Below are 17,584 nucleotides of genomic sequence, written 5' to 3'. Positions count from 1 at the left end.
CTGGCAGCGAATGTTTGCCTTGACTGCGGTGGCGGTTCTGCTCGCCCTGTCGGCATTGCTGTGGGTCCAGCAGCGCAGCTTTCAGAGCGGCTTGCTGGGCTATGTCAACCAATTGAACCGGGACCGAGCCGAGGCCCTGATTCCGGCACTGGCGGCCGAATACCGTGATCAGGGTGGATGGGAGCGGCTGCGTCGTAATCCGCGGCGGTTCCGGCAGCTGTTTGATCCTGACAACCTCGAGTCGCGAATGGACGGGCCACCGCCGCCGCGGCAGGAAGACGGGCTACCCCTAGGTCCGCCCGAGGGCGGGCGTTGGGGCCCGGGCGGCGCTGGTCCACCGCCGGGCCGTGAGCGCGGCTTCGGCCCGGAAGATCGACAGCGTCCAGGGCCGGGTCGGCGGCCGCCGCCCGAGCGGCCGCCACCACCGCCGGGGCGTGGTCCCGGCGGTGGCGCCGACCTGGTCGCGCGTTACGGGCTCTACGATGCTCAGAATGCTGCCGTGATCGGCCCGCCCCAGCGCTGGCCGGGCTCGGTGCTGCTGCCCATTCATGTCGACGAACAGCAGGTCGGCGTGCTGGCGTATCAACCCCTGCCCAGGCTGGAAAGCAGCTTCGATCTGGATTTCGCCCAGGCGCAATTGCGCAGCGGCGTGGTGACGGCCTTGCTGGTGCTGCTGCTGGCATCACTGGCTTCGATGGTCTTTGCGCGGCGCCTGGCTGAGCCCTTGCGTGGTATGGCCGATAGCGCCCAGCGCATTGCGGGTGGTGACTATGCGGCGCGGGTGTCCATGGATCGCAGTGACGAGATCGGCGAACTGGCTCGGGATTTCAACGCCATGGCCGAGGCGCTGGCGCAGAACCGCAACGCCCGTCAGCGCTGGACCGCGGAAATCAGCCACGAATTGCGCACCCCGATTGCCGTGATGCGTGCGGAACTCGATGCCCTGGAAGACGGCGTGCGCCCGGTCAATCGCGAGGCCCTGAAGTCGCTGTCGGCGGAGGCCGAGCGCCTGTCGCGGCTGGTCGATGATCTCTATCAGCTGTCGCTGGCCGATGCCGGAGCGCTGGCCTATCGCTTTGAGTCAGTCGATCTTGCCGACCTGCTGCGCCAGGCCTTGCAGTCACAGCAGTCGGCTTTCACCCAGGCGGGCTTGACCCTGGAGTCGGAATTGCCCGAGTCCGCGCCGGTGCGCGGTGATGGCGGCCGCCTGGCGCAGCTCTGGGCCAATCTGGCGGCGAACAGCTGTCGCTACACCGATCGTGGCGGCCGGGTGAGAGTATCTCTGCGGCAGAGCGATGGCCATTGGCGGCTGTGCTGGGAGGATTCGGCGCCTGGTGTATCGGCCGAGGCCCTGCAACTGATGTTCGATCCGCTCTATCGCGTCGATGCTTCGCGCTCGCGGGCGGCCGGCGGCGCCGGCCTGGGCCTGGCCATCGCCCGGCGTATTGTCGATGCCCACGGTGCCAGCATCCATGCCGAGTCGTCGGCGCTGGGTGGTGTTGCCATTCACATTCTATGGCCGCAGTCATGACTCAGATTCACGGCAAGCGCGTACTCATCGTGGAAGACGAGCCCAAGTTGGCCGCCGTGCTTCGCGACTATCTGCTGGCCGACGGCGCTGTGGTTGAGCTGATCGAACACGGCGACGATGCCCTGCCGGCCTTGCGCCTGAATCCGCCGGATCTGCTGTTGCTCGATCTGATGCTGCCGGGCACCGACGGCCTCACGATCTGCAAGGAGCTGCGACAGTTTTCCACGGTGCCAGTCATCATGATCACCGCCCGGGTGGAGGAGATCGATCGGCTGCTGGGACTGGAGTTGGGTGCCGATGACTATGTCTGCAAGCCTTTCAGCCCGAGGGAAGTGCTGGCCCGAGCCCGGGCCTTGTTGCGGCGCAGTCACGATTGGCAGCGCGCCGCCGGAAACAGTGCCCGGAGCGGACTCGATCTGGACGAGGACCGCTTCGAGGCGCGCTGGCGCGGGCGCAAGCTCGATCTGACGCCGGTGGAATTCCGCCTGCTCAAGGCCCTGGTGCAACGACCCGGGCACGTCATGTCGCGCGCGCAGTTGCTGGAGCATCTCTACATGGATCACCGCGTGGTGTCGGACCGCACCGTGGACAGCCACATCAAGAACCTCCGGCGCAAGTTCGAGGACATGGAAGCCGGCAGCGACCCGATCAAGTCCATCTACGGCGTGGGCTACAAGTATGAGCCCGAGCTCTGAGAGCGGTTGTTGGTTGTTGGTTGTCGGTTGTTGGTAGGAGTCCCGGTCGCCACTGGCGGTGCGCTTATTCGCGCATCAAACTGTCGGCGATCTCAGGGTTTCATTTTTGTCCGCAAAGGACGCAAAGGACGCGAAGATTTCAAAGCTTGGTCGGCTGAGCGGCGATCTCTGACGATACAACCGGCTGACAACTTGGAATCGCTCTACTTTGCGTCCTTCGCGGAAAATATTTTGATTCAGGTACTTGCGGCATGTTTGGTGAGAGCGGGCTCACGCGGAGACGCGGAGGGCGCGGAGAAGGGCACCCGGCTTCTGTAGGTCCAGACTCGTCTGGACGCCTTTCCTGCATCAAGCCAGAACCCTGATCTTCAGAGCGGTTTGTTGTTTGTTGATTTGACGATTGGAGGTAGTTCACCTTGACCCGAAGGGTCTACGTGACGGCTCTGCGGCGTGCAGCGCGGTTCGGGAGCGCGGTGCCAAAAGCCCGGGTGAGCGGCTGCGCCGCACATCGGGCTACGAGGTCTGAAGGCCGCGCGTCACGTAGACCGCTGCGCGTTCAGCGTGACCTACAAAACCACATTCCCACCCAGCTCCCCCATGAACTGGCGGTAATGACGCAACTCGGCGATGGAATCGCGGATGTCGGACATGGCCAGATGGGCGCCGGACTTCTGGAAACCACTCATGATCTGGGGTGCCCAGCGTTTGGCCAGCTCCTTGATCGAGCTGACGTCCAGATTGCGGTAGTGGAAGAATTGCTCCAGCTGCGGCATTTCCCGGTGCAGGAAGCGGCGGTCCTGGCAGATTGAATTACCGCACATCGGGGATGCGCGCTCGGGCAGCCACTGGCGCAAGAAGGCCAGCGTCTGCGCTTCGGCCTCGGCGAGCGTGACGGTGGAGTCCAGCGCGCGCTGCCACAAGCCGCTCTTGCCGTGCTGGTTGCGATTCCAGTCGTCCATGGCCTGCAGGCGTTCCAGCGGCGTGGCAATCGCCAGCACCGGCCCTTCTGCCAGTTCGTTCAGTTGCTTGTCCGTGACCAGCGTGGCGATCTCGAGGATGCCGTCGCGATCGGTATCCAGCCCGGTCATTTCCAGGTCGATCCAGATCAGGTGGTCCGCTTGGATCTGCACGGCTTCAGTCACGGTTTCGCTGTTCCTTTTCCAGTTGTCGTTTGCGCCGGAAAAACTCCCGCAGGCGCTCGCTGGCCTGGTCTGCCAGAACGCCGCGGACCACTTCCACGCGATGGTTGTGACGCGGGTCAGCGATGATGTCGAAGACGCTGCCGACCGCGCCGGTCTTCGGATCATCCGCCGCGTACACCAGTTGCGCCAGCCGCGCGTGGATGATCGCCCCGGCACACATGATGCACGGCTCCAGCGTGCAATACAGGCTGGCGCCTACCAGACGGTGATTGCCGACGGCCTGACCGGCCTGGCGCAGGGCCACGATCTCGGCATGCGCGCTCGGGTCACAGTCGACGATATTGCGATTGTAGCCGCGGCCGATGACCACTCCGTCGAGCACCACCAACGCCGCCACCGGCACCTCGCCCATGGCTTCGGCAGCGTCGGCCAGTGCCAGCGCTTCGGTCATCCAGAGGGAGTGGTCGGCTGCACTCACGTTTCGCGAAACTCGTGGCTGGAGGGTTGATGAGTGAAACGTAAAACGCAAAACGTCAAAGGTGAAAGGTGAAAGGGAAGTGGAGGATCGGGTCTCGTCGCTCCCGTTGTCGCGGGAACGACGGTCTGAGGAAAACGCAAATTGACGTTTTACGTTTGACCTTTTACCGCTTCACTCCCACTCGATCGTCGCCGGCGGCTTGCCGGAAATATCGTAGACCACGCGGGAGACGCCGCGGACTTCGTTGACGATGCGCCGGGCGACGTGGTCGAGGAAGGCGTAGGGCAGGTGGGCCCAGTGCGCGGTCATGAAATCGATGGTCTCGACGGCGCGCAGGGCGATCACCGGTTCGTAGGCGCGGGCGTCGCCGACCACGCCCACCGAACGTACCGGCAGGAACACGGCGAAGGCCTGGCTGACCTTGTCGTAAAGATCGGCGCGGCGCAGCTCCTCGATGAAGATATGGTCGGCCCGCTGCAGCACATTCACTGCAGCGGCATTGACTTCGCCGAGCACACGCACGCCCAGGCCTGGCCCCGGGAAGGGGTGGCGATAGACCATCGAATGCGGCAGTCCCAGGGCGACACCCATGCGCCGCACCTCATCCTTGAACAGCTCGCGCAGCGGTTCGACCAGGCCCATGCGCATGCGCGCAGGCAGGCCGCCGACATTGTGGTGTGACTTGATCACATGGGCCTTGCCGGTTCGGGAGCCGGCCGACTCGATGACGTCCGGATAGATGGTGCCCTGGGCCAACCAGCGCACATCGCCGTGGCGGGTGGCTTCTTCCTCGAACACTTCGATGAACAGTCCACCGATGATCTTGCGCTTGGCCTCTGGATCTTCAACGCCGGCCAGCGCTGCGAAGAAACGTTCGCGGGCATCGACCCGGATCACGCGCAGGTGCATGTGCTCGGCAAACTGCGCCATCACCTGGTCGCCTTCCTGGAAGCGCAGCAATCCGGTATCGACGAAGATGCACAACAGCTGCTGGCCGATGGCCTGGTGCAACAGCGCTGCCACCACCGAGGAGTCGACGCCACCGGAAAGGCCCAGCAAGACCGTGTCCTTGCCGACTTGCTCGCGTACCCGAGCAATGCCGTCGTCGATGATCAGGGCTGCGGTCCACAGCGTGGCGCAGCCGCATTCGTCGACCACAAAGCGACGCAGAATGGTTTCGCCATGCTGGGTATGCGTCACTTCGGGATGGAATTGCAGGCCGTAGTAGCGACGTTCGCTATCGGCCATGGCCACGATCGGCACATTCTGGGTCGCCGCAACCGCCGTAAAGCCCGGAGGCAGCGCGCTGACGCGATCGCCGTGACTCATCCAGACGTCCAGTGCCGGCTGCTCGTTATCCACAGTGAGCTCGTCCAGCAGGGAGCAAGCAGCGGTTTGCAGCACCGCGGCATAGCCGAACTCGCGTTCGTCCCCTGGCACCACCTGGCCACCGAGCTGAGCGGCCATGGTCTGCATGCCGTAGCAGATGCCGAGGATGGGCACGCCCAGATCGAATACTGCCTGCGGCGCCCGCGGCGAATCGGCCTCGGTCACGGACTCCGGACCACCCGACAGGATCACCCCGCGCGGCGCGAATTCGGCGATGTCTTCAGGCTTGTGATCCCAGGCCCAGATCTCGCAATAGACCCCGATCTCGCGGACGCGGCGGGCGATCAGCTGGGTGTATTGCGAACCGAAATCCAGGATCAGGATGCGATCCTGATGAATGTTGACGCTCATGTTCGATGATCCTTGAAGCGGGTTCCGAAACGTCGAGCCAGGAAGAAGGCCAGGGGCAGCCCCAGGCGCGGATCAGGATTGAGGGTGAATCGACCCTGTTCGCCGCCGCGGAACAGCCATTCCAGTTGAATGCCGGCAGGCGAGGGCGACATGGCCACGCTGGTGACGGCCTCGGTGGGAAAGCGCGCCAGCAACTTGGGCACCAATCCGGGGGCAAAGCACATCAGCACGTCGCCCTGAAGCAGCACCAGCGGCAAGGGCCGGCGGCGGCGCCACCAGGTGGCCAACACGCTGCCCACGCCACAGCCACCCACCAGTGACAGCGAGGCCTGCATGCGTGATTCCAGCGAGATCGGCAACAGCGCCAGAATGCCTACACCGACCAGGCACAACAGCAGAACCAGCCATTGTTCGGAACCGCGCTCCCGGGTGTAGACGCCACCGGCATCGGCTACATAGGGCCCGGATTCGACCGTCAGCAGTTGTTCTTCGTCTTCGTGGCCCTGGTCGCCATGCATCTCAATCGAGCCTGTAGTTGGGCGCTTCCTTGGTGATCTGCACATCATGGACGTGAGACTCGCGCACGCCGGCATTGGTGATGCGCACGAAGCTGGGCTCCGTGCGCATGGCCGCCACCGTGGCGCAACCGACATAACCCATGCTGGCGCGCACACCGCCCAGCAGCTGATGGACGATGTTGCGCAGCGGACCGCGATAAGGCACCCGGCCCTCGATGCCTTCGGGCACCAGCTTGTCGGCGTCGGAATCGTCCTGGAAATAGCGATCCTTGGAGCCGCGTTGCATGGCGCCCAGCGAGCCCATGCCGCGATAGGACTTGTAGCTGCGGCCCTGATACAGCTCCACTTCGCCCGGCGCCTCTTCGGTGCCGGCAAAAAGGCCGCCGATCATCACGCAATGGGCGCCGGCCACCAGCGCCTTGGCGACATCGCCGGAGTAGCGGATGCCGCCATCGGCAATGATCGCCGCGCCGGTGTCGCCGATGGCCTTGGCCACCATCGACACCGCCGTAATCTGCGGCACGCCCACGCCGGCAATGATGCGGGTGGTGCAGATCGAACCCGGACCCACGCCGACCTTGACGCCATCGGCGCCAGCGTCGACCAGCGCCATGGCCGCATCGCCCGTGGTGATATTGCCGCCAACCACCTGCAACTGCGGGAAGGCCTGCTTGACCCAGCGCACGCGATCAATCACGCCCTGGGAATGACCGTGCGCCGTGTCGACGACAATCACATCCACACCCGCTTCGACCAGCGCATGCACGCGGGCTTCGGTATCGCCACCCACGCCCACGGCGGCACCCACGCGCAGGCGCTCCTGGGCGTCCTTGCAGGCGTTGGGATTGTCGCGGGCCTTCTGGATGTCCTTGACCGTGATCATGCCGCGCAGCTGGAACTGATCGTTGACCACCAGCACTTTCTCGATGCGGTACTCATGCAGCAGCGCCAGTACCTCGTCATCACTGGCGCCCTCGCGCACCGTGATCAGGCGCGGCTTGGGCGTCATGATGCGGCTGACGGGCTCGTCCATGCGGGTTTCGAAGCGCAGATCGCGGCTGGTGACAATGCCGACCAGCTCGGCGCCGTCGACCACCGGCACACCGGAGATCTGGTGCTTGCGCGTGAGCTTCATCACCTCGCGCACGCTGGCTTCCGGCGGCACCGTGATCGGATCACGGATCACGCCGGCCTCGAACTTCTTGACGATGCGCACTTCAGCCGCCTGTTGCTCGATCGTCATGTTCTTGTGGACGATGCCCAATCCACCCATCTGCGCCATGGCGATGGCCAGGCGCGACTCGGTGACCGTGTCCATGGCCGCCGAGACGATGGGGATGTTGAGCTTGAGCTGGCGCGAGAAGCGCGTGGCGAGATCGACATCCCGCGGCAGCACGTTGGAATAAGCCGGTACCAACGAGACGTCATCAAAAGTGAGCGCCTCGGCCACAATACGCATGGGATTGCCTCAGGTGTCGCGAGGCGCGGCAGTATAACCGCTGAAGGTCGGGCGCTTTGCGGGCGGATCGGGATTGTTCAGCTGATCCATCCGATTCGCGGCCAGCCAGCGCCCGCGCCCTAGGTCGTCGCGCTTGTCAAAGCCAGCGTACCGCACTAACATGTACGGCTCTGCGCGCGCCGCTGTAGCTCAGCTGGTAGAGCAACTGATTCGTAATCAGTAGGTCGCCCGTTCGATTCGGGCCAGCGGCACCAAGATCGTCTGAGACGCTGCTCTTTAGCCTCTCAGGTCGTCCTTCCCGCCGAAATTCTCGGTGGCGGATTTCAGAAGTCCGCGTTGTCAACTTGCGTGATTTACCTTACGGACCACAGCGAGCGTCAGTGTACTGCGCGTCGCGGTAGTACATCTGAAAACTGCCAGGGGCTTACCTACCAGCACTTGCCGTTGGTCTGGCTTCCCGAGAAGCCTCTGGCTCCGACGTTATTGACCGTCAGGTTGGCACACTGATCGACGCTTTGAGCCCCTTGAGGTGTCGCCGTCAGCGTGTACGATTGCCCGTCTGCGGCAACCAACACTCCCACCACGTAGTAACCGCCCTCAGAGGTGGTGGTGGCGAGGTTCAATCCGGCGTTGGTGGTCAGATCATCGGTGTAGCGATTCCGATTCGTATAGAAGCGTTCCTGGGCCGAGGCGATGCGCTGAAGCATTTCTCGTCCCTCTACGCGTCGTGCCCGTAGCACATAGTTCTGATAAGCGGGCAGCGCGATGGCGGCGATGATTGCCAGAATGGCCATGACGACCACCAGTTCAACGAGGGTAAAGCCGGAATGGGTCCGGTTTTTCACTGACATGCCCCTGTAATGTTGGAAAGGATGGACGGCATCAGTCTGGTCGATCCTGAAAACGTCACCAGAACCTCTGGCTGGAGTCGTGCCCCGGAGAGAATTCTCCCCGGGGCATCGTGCAACTATTGATCCTGAAGTTCGCGCCACGCCCCGCGGTGCCAGGGTGGATTGGCGATCCCCGCGCCTGGTCCGTTCAGGATCGCGTCGAGCACAGATCCGGAACCAACTGTTGGATCATTGGGAGGAACGCCGGGAATGATCAGCTTGCCACCTCCACGTACGGTAATCGGGTCGCCAGGCGGCGTGGATGTACTCACGACACCGCCGACCACGCGCGAGGGACTGGCATCGTTCAGGTCCACGAAAGCCGTGCCGTCTGCCGCATTCACGAACATCAGGCCGTAGCGTGCGCCTGGATCGCAAGGGTCCACGCCCTTGGGAATGATTGAGCGCAGCAGCACGGCATTGGCACTGTAGAAGGCAAAGGGAATGGTGAAGGCGCGCTCACCGGGCTCGGCCGAAAGGTTCAGCCGGATGCGCCAGCCACGTCTGCCCGCACTGGTCGTCGTCTCGGGTACCGGATTGGCGGTGGTGACGCGGCGTACGCCATCCCCATCCTGAACCAGGGTCTGAGTGACCAATTGGTTGACCTGGATCGGATAGCGCGCGCAGGCCGTGGGATTGCCGGTCTGACAGGTGCCGTAGTCGCGGACGCCGTAAAAGGCTTGCTCGGGTATGGCGGCAGTTCTATCGGGCAGCCCAAGGAATTTGCCGGTGCCAAATATCCAGATCGGTCCCCGAGTCAAGGGATCTGCCAGCGGAATTGCCCCGGAGGAAATGGGTTGGTCACCGGGCTGGGCTGCTCCGCCATTTCCATAGCTGCGGAACATCAGATCCACCTTCCAGTCGCTCGGCGTGTCGGAGGACACGTCGAAGCGCCACAGATTGCCAGCGAGGTCACCGGCAACAACGACATCGCCGGTCTGGTTATTGCCAATGTCATAGACGATGGGTTGCGACAAGCCAAAGGTCGCGGTGGCGGTTTGTGGCGCGGAAGTGGTTCGAATCTCGCGGATCAGGGTTCCTGTCGCAAGGTCAATGACCAACAGCGAAGTTCGGCTTGCAGCCGCCTCGCGACTGGCTGGATCCAGAGATTCCTTGGGGAAATAGCCGCTGGAGACGAAAGCCACCCATTTGTCCTGGTACTTGATGCGTGCGAAGTTCACCGATTCATAGGTGTAGCCCAGCGAAGAGCAGTGGCGAGCGCCTTGTGCACAGTCGCTGGCCGTGTTTCCCGGCGGCGGCACATTGGTGAACTCCCACATCGGTTTCAGCTTCTCCGTATCTTCGGTCGCAGAGGTGGCTGACGGTGCATTGGTGACGTCGATCGCGTAGACACCCCGTCCGCCCAGTCGCATGGAGCCGAGAATGATCGTGCGCCAGCGACCGTTGATGAACACATCGCCCGATACCGGCTTGTCGTCCACCGACGGCGTGAATCCAGATTCAACTTGAGTCGATTTGGTCAGTCTGAAGTTCTCGATGACCGCATTGGGCACGTAGGCGAAGAGTTCCCGTCCATTCTGCGCGTCAAACGCATGCAGCATGCCATCGTTGGCAGCGACATAAACGGTTGGACGGCGATCACTGTAGTCATTCTGGAAGCGGGCATAGGAGAAGCCGGCCTGATTGGCGACTTCCTCCGGGCTGCCGGCCGGGAAGTTGTCATCGTAGCCGGAAACTGGCGATGAGACGTAAACGGGCTGTCCGCGAATGACGGCACCGAGCACCGAACTGCGTGCACGGAAGCGCGGACTGGAGGTTGATTCATTGGTACGTCGTCCGCGGATATAGTCCACGCGCGCCGAACCAAAGGTATCGGCTGCCCAGGTGCCGAGATCCAGACGTATCGTGGATGGATCTACGTTCAAGCGGTCTCGTTGACGGGTGCTGAGGTTGGTATATCGGAACGGCTTGCCGGATCCAGGAACACCGTCGGATGTCACGATGACTCGGGTATTCGGATCGCGCACGGGTAGATTGGTCTGGGCGGTGCTGGGGCAGGCCCCGCCAGTCAGCAGACAGGCGGCATCCCAGCGTATGCCCAGACGTTCGCCGGTCTGGGGATCCAGGTCCACGCGAGTGACGAAGCCAGACCAATCGGCGGTGTCATAACCTGCGGTGTAGCCGGTAGTGCCGTCGGTGATGATGGGCAAGGACACCGAGACTGCGGTGGAGGCGCCGCGACGGGCAATGATGCTGGACACGATCTCGTTGAGCGCCACGATCAGGTCATCGGGATTGGCGGTTGAGAAGAACTTGCCTCTGCTGTTGATGGCGGCATGCCAGATATCGTCAATCTTCTTGCCATCGTCGGTGCCGGCGACGGGCGCCGGCCAAGCCAACGTTCCCTGCCGGTAGCGCAGGAAATTGGTCGGGTTTCTGGGCACGGTGCCGTCGGCGCCAAAACTGATGAAGAACTGCACCAGATGTGGCCACGAGGCAGGGTCATTTGCGGGATTCCAATAGATCTCCTTGTTGTCTCGAGAATCCTGCCCCGATCCGAGAGGTATCCCAAACAGATTGGTGGATCGATCCGGCAGGAAAGGAGGCACTTTCAACCGCGTTGCCACGTTCGCTGCGAAGTCGGGCCGAAGGTCAGTTCGCCAATAATGCCACGCAAGGTCGGCCATGGTCGGATTGACCGGCGTGTCTTCGTTCCACATGATCTGCGACTGACTATCAGACGTCGAATACGTGCGCCCGTCCGGCAGCGTCTGTGTAGCCGGAACCCGGTCATTCGTCGTTGTTGTCACGGTGCCACCGTTCCAGAGACCGTCCGTGATATTCAGATGGAAATTCTGGCGGCAACTGAGTTCACGGTTGAGATCGCGATCCCAATAGGGGTTTTCGTCCCGCGCACCATTGTTCCGGGTGAAGAAGTCGCCTGCTCGGATTGTGGTGGCCTGATTGGGCGTGCCGCCGCGTACCGGATGCGTATAGAGCCAGTCGTAAAAGCGGGAGCGCACATTGTTGGTGGCGGGAACATCGACAAACTTGTAAATGTCGGTGCCACTGACCAGTCTGTTGCTGTTGAAATTCTGCCAGGCTACCCGGATGTTCTCATCAAAAGGCGCAACCGCGCGAGAAAACGCAGAGCGAGCTGCCAGTGAGCGGATGTGGTAATAGGAATACCAGTTGGCATAGTTCTGCCTTTCGCTGGCGGGCAAGCTGACCCATTCCCAGTTGTTCGCCGTGTAAAGCGTGCCAGTATTGGTGACATTGCCGTCGGCATCGACGTTCAGGGTCACATTGGATTTCAGGCGATAGTAACCGGCACTGTTGCCGCAGATTCTGCTGGTTGTCCCCAAGTTTCGGGTAGTTACCGTGTTGGCGCCGTTGGTGGGCCAATTGGCGGTAATGCCGTTGTCCCAGGCCGCACTGAAGGAGGCATCGGGGAACAAGGTGACACCATCGGCCTTGTAGGGCGGCTGGTAGTCGGCATTCGGATTGTAATAGACGCCATTCATCGGCCGTGAGCGAATATCGGTCGGATCGGTGACCCGATGATCGATCACACCCGCGCACAGCCACGGGCGGCCGCTGTTGTAGTCGGCAGAGCCCAGAAAGTTCTGCGAGTCGTCTGCGCCCCAGCCGTTGTTGTCGAAGGGCCGGCGATCGGGCATGTAGTTTCGGCCCATGGAACCCGAATCGTCGAAGGAGATCATCAGATTGGGTGCCACGCTGGAGGTGATCTCCGGCGGGGTAGGAAGGAGATCGACCGTGCCGGGCGCGGGTTGAGCGGCGCCCAGGGAGGCGTAGGCCAACAACGGCGCCAGAAACAGCGCCCGCTGCGCCCGCGGGCCTCGGCCTGATGTGGCGCTGGACGGCGAAAAGATGGAATATGACATGGTAAATCCCTGCGACGAGGTCGATGGATTGCAGCTAGTTGGGGTTGATGCCGGTATTGCCCAGATCAATGGCGGCGTAGTAGCTCTCGGCGATTCGGACCACTGCGTCAGTACCGCCTTGGCTGCGCGCGGTAATGCGGTAAAACACCAGAGTGCTTGCACTGGCCCCGCCGCCGGCCGGCTGGATTACGCCACCCGTCTTGCCGGCGCTGTCAGGCAGAACGTCGCCCAGATTCTCAATGATGAAGCGGGGCTGGGTTGACAGATTGGCAGTGATTTGATCGCCCGTCATGGCGGACATGTCGCGGGCATAGGTCTGGGCACCATCACTGCTCGGATCGATCCAGCTGCGATTGGTGCGGAAGTTCTGGGCATAGGGCGGAAGCGTACCGTCAGACCGCACCTTGATGGCACAAAGGGTGGTGCTTGTCGGTCCAAGGCACGGTGGGAAGGGGTGTCTGGCGTTGTTGAAATTCAGGTTCCAAAGCGTCTCTTCCGCACCTCTCAGCGTGCTCTCCACGCCCATCAGTCCCAGTTGTCGATTGCGCATACCGCCGACCATCCGTTCCTGCATGATGGAGGTGCTGCTGGCCGTGACCGCGAGGATGGTCAACAACAGCAGGAACGTCAGTGCCAGGAACAGCACTGCACCGTTCTGACGTTTGCGATGATTGCGGATCGGGTTCATGACGATTCTGACCTGTCAAAGGACACGGTTACGATTGGCGGCGTGGGCAATGAACTCACGACGAGGCACATTCATGCTCAGGATTCCCGAAGGCAAGGGCGTGTTCTCGTCCGGGTTGTACTCCACATCCAGGTAGCGATAGCCGCGTGAGATCGAGTCCATGGACGGTACTTCCTGACCCGGACCTACCAGCAAGTGCGCCTCCACGCGTTGCACTGATCTCCAGAGGCATTGTGGTTCTGGTACACCTGGCGCGTTCTCGGCGGTTTGCGGTGGAACGTTGGCTGGACTTGGGGTGCAGGTGATCGTCCCGCCCAGGTTGTTATTGACTTGTTCGGCGTTGAGGAATCGCAACGCTCCCTGGTTGTCTCTGACGCCATAGCGGAAATCCAGCCGATCAATACCGCGCACGAGTTCCTGCTCGACCCCGTTGACACGGCGGATCAGCACCGGCACTAGTCGATCTGCACCGCTGTTCGGTCTTGCGTCGGGATTGTCATCGGCTCTGAAGGCAAGGTAGTAGGTGATGGTCACAAAATCGGTGCTGAAATTGAACAGGCGCTTGTCGCGCCCACTTGCTCCACCACAATTTGGGGGATAAGGACCGCCCAGCAAGGTGCCAAGGGTCAGGGTGTTCCCGGATCTACCGGTGATCGGGATGATGGCGGGCGAATTGCAGTCGCTCAGATATGCCAACTCCAGCGGAGTTGGTGAAAAATTGACCAGATCATCACCGGGCTGGGGGCTGATCTCGATCGTTCCACCACTGACGCAATCCGCCTCTGGGCCAACCACGGGCCAACCGGTGCCGCGTTGATATCTCGTGGTCAGGATGTCGCTGTTGGGAACCCGATTGCCAGCGGAAAGACCTGCCGGCGGGAACATGGCCGGATTCGGCAAGGCGGGTGTGCAACTCGTGCCGGTGGTGCAGGTGTATCCCTGCATGAAGAAGCGCTGGCTCAGACCGTAGCCACTGGTGGCATTTGAAGTTGAGGCGTATCCAGCCGCGTCAACGCTGCGCATATTCCCCGAATCCGGGAGAAACAGATTGGCCGCATAGACTGCGGGTGGGCGTTCGGTCGCCATGGGAGTGACCGTGCCGGTGAGCAAGGTGCCCTTGTAGGCAGAGCAGTACTGAGCGGCTGACATTCTCAGATCGCTTTCAATGCGAAGTGTTGCGTAGCGACCGTTCTCCTGAAGGCGCGCCAAGGCTTCCTGGAATCGGTTGGTCTTGCTGGTGCCGCTGAACAGACTGACGATGCCGATAGTGCCAATCAAACCAATCAGCAAGGCAATCATCAGTTCGACCAGCGTGAAGCCTCTGGAATGGCGCATCCCGGTTTCTCGCATGTGGAAAGACATCTTGGCTCTCATGGTTGAAATACCCAGGCGAAGGTCTGCAGGTCAGCCGCCGCAGTTCCCGGCGTGGCTGAGAGCGTGCCTCTGGACAAGGTCGCTTCGTCCCACTGGATGGTCAAGGTGCACTGCCCGGCATAGGGCGTCGTCGGTTGACCCGCCGCGCCCAGGATGGTGCCCACGCAGTTCACGGTTGCGGTGGGGTTGGGCAAAGTGTTGACCAGCTGCTGGCTGAACAGCGCACGGTCCCGATTCAGGACTTCGGTCGGGATGCAGACCACGCCGCCGCTGCACGGGTCCGGAGCGACGGTGGATGCGTCGTAGGTGCCGTTGTAGTTGGGAATCTGGCTCATGTTGGCGCGCATGCGATCGGCGAAACCCTGCGCGAGAAAGGACGCCTGGGTGCGCAGGTAGGCGCTCTGGTTGGTCTTGACCGATAACACCATCAACGCGGCCATCCCCATCAGGCCGATGCTGAAGATGAGAACCGCGATCATGACCTCGATCAGGGTGAAACCGGTTTGGCGTTGGGCGATCGACATCAGTGCACCTCAGGAGCAGTTGCCGGCGGGCGAGCTGGTGGTGTCACGTCGTGAGCGAACCGACCCGGTGGCCGAGACAATGATCCGACGGGATTCAGCTTCTCCAGGGCTGTAGCTCGGGCGACAGACATTGAAGTCGTAGCCCGTGGCAAGTCGCAGAGCGCCCGTCGCCGTAAACACCACGCGATCATTGGCTCCGCCGCCCGTGGCCGCGCCCATGACGCGGAAATCCGGCTGGATGGCGTCGTGGGTCACCAGCGTTTCAACAACACCCACAGTCTGAATCGCCCAACCGTTGTTCCAGTCCCCGCCCTGAGCGACCACGGCGACGTCACTACCGCGCTTGACGGCTTCCGCACGCGCCAGATTCAGCGCAGTGACCAGATCATTGGTATTGGCCTTGACGATCGAACGGACATTCATTTCCCGCAAGGACGGAGCTGCCAGTGCGGCCAACACGATGACGATGAACAACACCACGATGAGTTCGAGCAGCGTAAAGCCGCGTTGGTCTCGACGATGCCCTGGAGCCGACCTGTTGCAACGAGGAGTCATGACATCCTGACTGGTGCTTGGAGTAATGCATTCAAGCTAGTGCTTGAGCTGGCGCTGGGCAAGCATCCTCAGTTGCGAGGTATCAAGAAGCGGACGAATGGCGGGCCGCGAAGCGCGCATGGTCGGGTGGTGTGATGCAAGTCTCATTTTGTCGATACGGGCCTGGGATTCATCACGCCGTGCTTGGTCGCGCATTTGTCCGGCGCCTTTGATCGGTATCGGAGGTTTTGAGTCTGTGTCTGAACGGGCTTCTGTCTTGCAAGCGGGCGAGTGCGAGATCTTCGCTGCCCGCGGTTGATCGGCGTACCGGAGGTGTGGCGTCGTATTCAGTCTGGGGTGACCGCCAGCGCAGGCTGAAGACCTGGATCGCCCAAGGGCTGCCAGTGCTGGTTCAGGTATTGCTGGCCGGGCCCGAACTGGCGCTTGTAATCCATCTTGGGATGGCCCTGGATCCAGAATCCGAGGTATAGGTGTGGCAATGCGTTGATTCTGCAGTGTTCGATCTGCTTGAGGATGGCCAGTGTGCCGAGCGATCGGGTCGACAGATCGGGATCGAAATAGGTGTAGACGGCCGAGGCACTGTCGCTGCAGAGATCGGTCACGGCGCAGCCGATCAGTCTGTCGGCGAAGCGCAATTCCATGAACCAGGTTTGGGCCCAGGTGCTCAGCAGGAAACGGCTGAAATCCTCGGCGCCGGCGCCGTCCATGCCGCCGCCGCGATGGCGGTGGCCGAGGTAGCGCTGGTAGAGCGCGAGGTGTTCTTCGCCGAGCGCTGCCGGGCGCCAGTGGATCTGGATGTCGGTGTTGCGGGCCAGCACCCGCTTCTGGCTGCGCTTGGGGACAAACTGCCAGACCGGGATGCGATAGGGCACGCAGGCGCTGCAGCCGGGGCAGGCGGTGCGGTAGAGCACGTCACCCGCCCGGCGAAAGCCCTGGGCCAGGGCCTGACCGTAGACCGAGGCCAGGCGCGGCGATTCGGGATCGAGCACATGATTGCTGGCCTGGCGCTCGCGGAAGTAGCCGCAGGCGTGCAGGTGGGTGCGATACAGGCGGATGCTGTCTTCGCTCATGGCCGTTACGCGGAATCAGCTTTCTCTTCAAGCAAGCGGATCAGGCCTTCCTGGGCGGTGGAGGCCACCAGCCGACCGCTGCGCTCGTAGATGGAGCCGCGCGACAGCCCGCGTGCGCCCTGACTGGTGGGGCTGTCGCAGGAATACAGCAGCCAGTCGTCAACCCGGAACGAGCGGTGAAACCACATGGCGTGATCCAGGCTGGCCATCTGCACATTGCCCTGCAGGTAGCTGATGCCATGGGGCAGGGTGGCGGTGCCGATCAGATGAAAATCCGAGGCATAGGCCAGCAATGCCCGATGCAACAGGGCGTCGTCGGGAATGCGGTCGACCAGCCGGAACCACACATGCTGCAAGGGCGGGCGCTTGGGTCGCTTGAATTCGTCGCGCGGATACACATGACGGAATTCGAAGGGACCACGGCTCATCACCCAGCGCTGCAGCTTGGGGGGAATCTTGGCCAGGGTCTCGGCACTGAGCGGTTCGGGCTCGGCCAGGTCTTCGGGTTGTGGCACGTCCGGCATGGACATCTGGTGGGTCAGACCGTCTTCGGGCTCCTGGAAAGAGGCGGCCATGGTGAAGATCGGCTGGCCGTGCTGGATAGCGACCACCCGACGCGAGCTGAAGCTCTTGCCATCCCGATTGCGGTCGACCTCGTAGACGATCGGTGCTTCGACGTCGCCTGCTCGCAGGAAGTAGGCATGCATGGAATGCACATCTCGACCTTCGACCGTGCGCTGCGCCGCCGCCAGTGACTGCCCCAGCACCTGGCCGCCAAAGACGAAGCGAGTGCCGATATCGCGGCTCTGGCCGCGGAACAGGTTTTCTTCCAGGCGTTCCAATTGCAGCAGATCGATCAGTTCTTCGACGATGGCGTTGGGCATAGGTGGGGGCAGGGCCAAGGGAGCGTCCAGTATAGGCAGGGAGCGTGAGTCTGCTGCGCAGGACCCCGGCTTTCGCCAGGGCGGAGTCAGAAGCGACTGGGCTGGGATCGCCGACTTGCAGTCGGCGCTGTTGATCTTCGCTATTCCGGGGCAGGAGCGGCCGAGTGCAA

Annotated in this window: 15 protein-coding genes and 1 tRNA gene; 3 read left to right on the top strand and 13 right to left on the bottom strand. The window is 62.3% G+C overall.

Annotation, left to right across the window (positions count from 1 at the left end):
- Positions 1–10 precede the first annotated feature (10 nt).
- A complete protein-coding gene (locus tag H7A19_07615) occupies positions 11–1,531 on the top strand; it encodes a HAMP domain-containing protein (protein ID MCP5474698.1) in 1,521 nt (506 codons plus the stop codon).
- Entirely contained in the window at positions 1,528–2,226 is a 699-nt protein-coding gene (locus H7A19_07610; protein MCP5474697.1) for a response regulator, read from the top strand. Before H7A19_07615 ends, H7A19_07610 begins: the two co-directional genes overlap by 4 nt.
- A 566-nt stretch (positions 2,227–2,792) precedes the next feature.
- On the opposite strand, the gene orn is transcribed toward H7A19_07610, so the two are convergent.
- From orn to guaB, 5 genes are all read right to left on the bottom strand, one after another.
- On the bottom strand, positions 2,793–3,314 hold the full coding sequence (gene orn, locus H7A19_07605) for an oligoribonuclease (GenBank protein MCP5474696.1): 522 nt from the start codon (positions 3,312–3,314) through the stop codon (positions 2,793–2,795).
- A gap of 46 nt (positions 3,315–3,360) precedes the next feature.
- Positions 3,361–3,819 carry a tRNA adenosine(34) deaminase TadA gene (gene tadA, locus H7A19_07600; GenBank protein ID MCP5474695.1) on the bottom strand — a complete coding sequence of 153 codons (459 nt, stop codon included), beginning with the start codon at positions 3,817–3,819 and terminating at the stop codon, positions 3,361–3,363.
- Positions 3,820–4,017: 198 nt separating this feature from the next.
- Entirely contained in the window at positions 4,018–5,586 is a 1,569-nt protein-coding gene (guaA, locus tag H7A19_07595) for a glutamine-hydrolyzing GMP synthase (protein MCP5474694.1), read from the bottom strand.
- On the bottom strand, positions 5,583–6,104 hold the full coding sequence (locus H7A19_07590; protein MCP5474693.1) for a hypothetical protein: 522 nt from the start codon (positions 6,102–6,104) through the stop codon (positions 5,583–5,585). The genes guaA and H7A19_07590 overlap by 4 nt, the downstream gene beginning before the upstream one ends.
- 1 nt (position 6,105) lies before the next feature.
- Positions 6,106–7,563 carry an IMP dehydrogenase gene (gene guaB, locus H7A19_07585; GenBank protein MCP5474692.1) on the bottom strand — a complete coding sequence of 486 codons (1,458 nt, stop codon included), beginning with the start codon at positions 7,561–7,563 and terminating at the stop codon, positions 6,106–6,108.
- A gap of 178 nt (positions 7,564–7,741) precedes the next feature.
- Here guaB and H7A19_07580 point away from each other — a divergent pair.
- Positions 7,742–7,817 (top strand) — tRNA-Thr (locus tag H7A19_07580).
- Between the two features lie 174 nt (positions 7,818–7,991).
- Here the strand turns inward: H7A19_07580 and H7A19_07575 are convergent.
- From H7A19_07575 to tesB, 8 genes are all read right to left on the bottom strand, one after another.
- Positions 7,992–8,414 carry a prepilin-type N-terminal cleavage/methylation domain-containing protein gene (locus tag H7A19_07575; GenBank protein ID MCP5474691.1) on the bottom strand — a complete coding sequence of 141 codons (423 nt, stop codon included), beginning with the start codon at positions 8,412–8,414 and terminating at the stop codon, positions 7,992–7,994.
- Between the two features lie 116 nt (positions 8,415–8,530).
- On the bottom strand, positions 8,531–12,319 hold the full coding sequence (locus tag H7A19_07570) for a hypothetical protein (GenBank protein ID MCP5474690.1): 3,789 nt from the start codon (positions 12,317–12,319) through the stop codon (positions 8,531–8,533).
- Between the two features lie 34 nt (positions 12,320–12,353).
- Positions 12,354–13,007 carry a pilus assembly protein gene (locus H7A19_07565; protein MCP5474689.1) on the bottom strand — a complete coding sequence of 218 codons (654 nt, stop codon included), beginning with the start codon at positions 13,005–13,007 and terminating at the stop codon, positions 12,354–12,356.
- A gap of 15 nt (positions 13,008–13,022) precedes the next feature.
- Complete coding sequence (locus tag H7A19_07560) at positions 13,023–14,342, bottom strand: prepilin-type N-terminal cleavage/methylation domain-containing protein (GenBank protein MCP5474688.1); 1,320 nt, start codon at positions 14,340–14,342, stop codon at positions 13,023–13,025.
- Positions 14,343–14,377: 35 nt separating this feature from the next.
- Positions 14,378–14,905, bottom strand: a complete 528-nt coding sequence (gene pilV / locus H7A19_07555) for a type IV pilus modification protein PilV (protein MCP5474687.1) — start codon at positions 14,903–14,905, stop codon at positions 14,378–14,380.
- A 9-nt stretch (positions 14,906–14,914) separates the two neighbouring features.
- Complete coding sequence (locus H7A19_07550) at positions 14,915–15,460, bottom strand: GspH/FimT family pseudopilin (protein MCP5474686.1); 546 nt, start codon at positions 15,458–15,460, stop codon at positions 14,915–14,917.
- Positions 15,461–15,786: 326 nt separating this feature from the next.
- Positions 15,787–16,530, bottom strand: coding sequence for an arginyltransferase (locus tag H7A19_07545; protein ID MCP5474685.1), 744 nt, complete (start codon positions 16,528–16,530; stop codon positions 15,787–15,789).
- A gap of 5 nt (positions 16,531–16,535) precedes the next feature.
- A complete protein-coding gene (tesB, locus tag H7A19_07540; protein ID MCP5474684.1) occupies positions 16,536–17,414 on the bottom strand; it encodes an acyl-CoA thioesterase II in 879 nt (292 codons plus the stop codon).
- Between the last annotated feature and the right edge of the window lie 170 nt (positions 17,415–17,584).

This window comes from Rhodanobacteraceae bacterium (assembly GCA_024234055.1).
Taxonomy (GTDB): domain Bacteria; phylum Pseudomonadota; class Gammaproteobacteria; order Xanthomonadales; family SZUA-5; genus JADKFD01.
The sequence above is the reverse complement of the archived record's forward strand: the minus strand, read 5'-3'. Positions and strand labels throughout refer to the sequence as shown.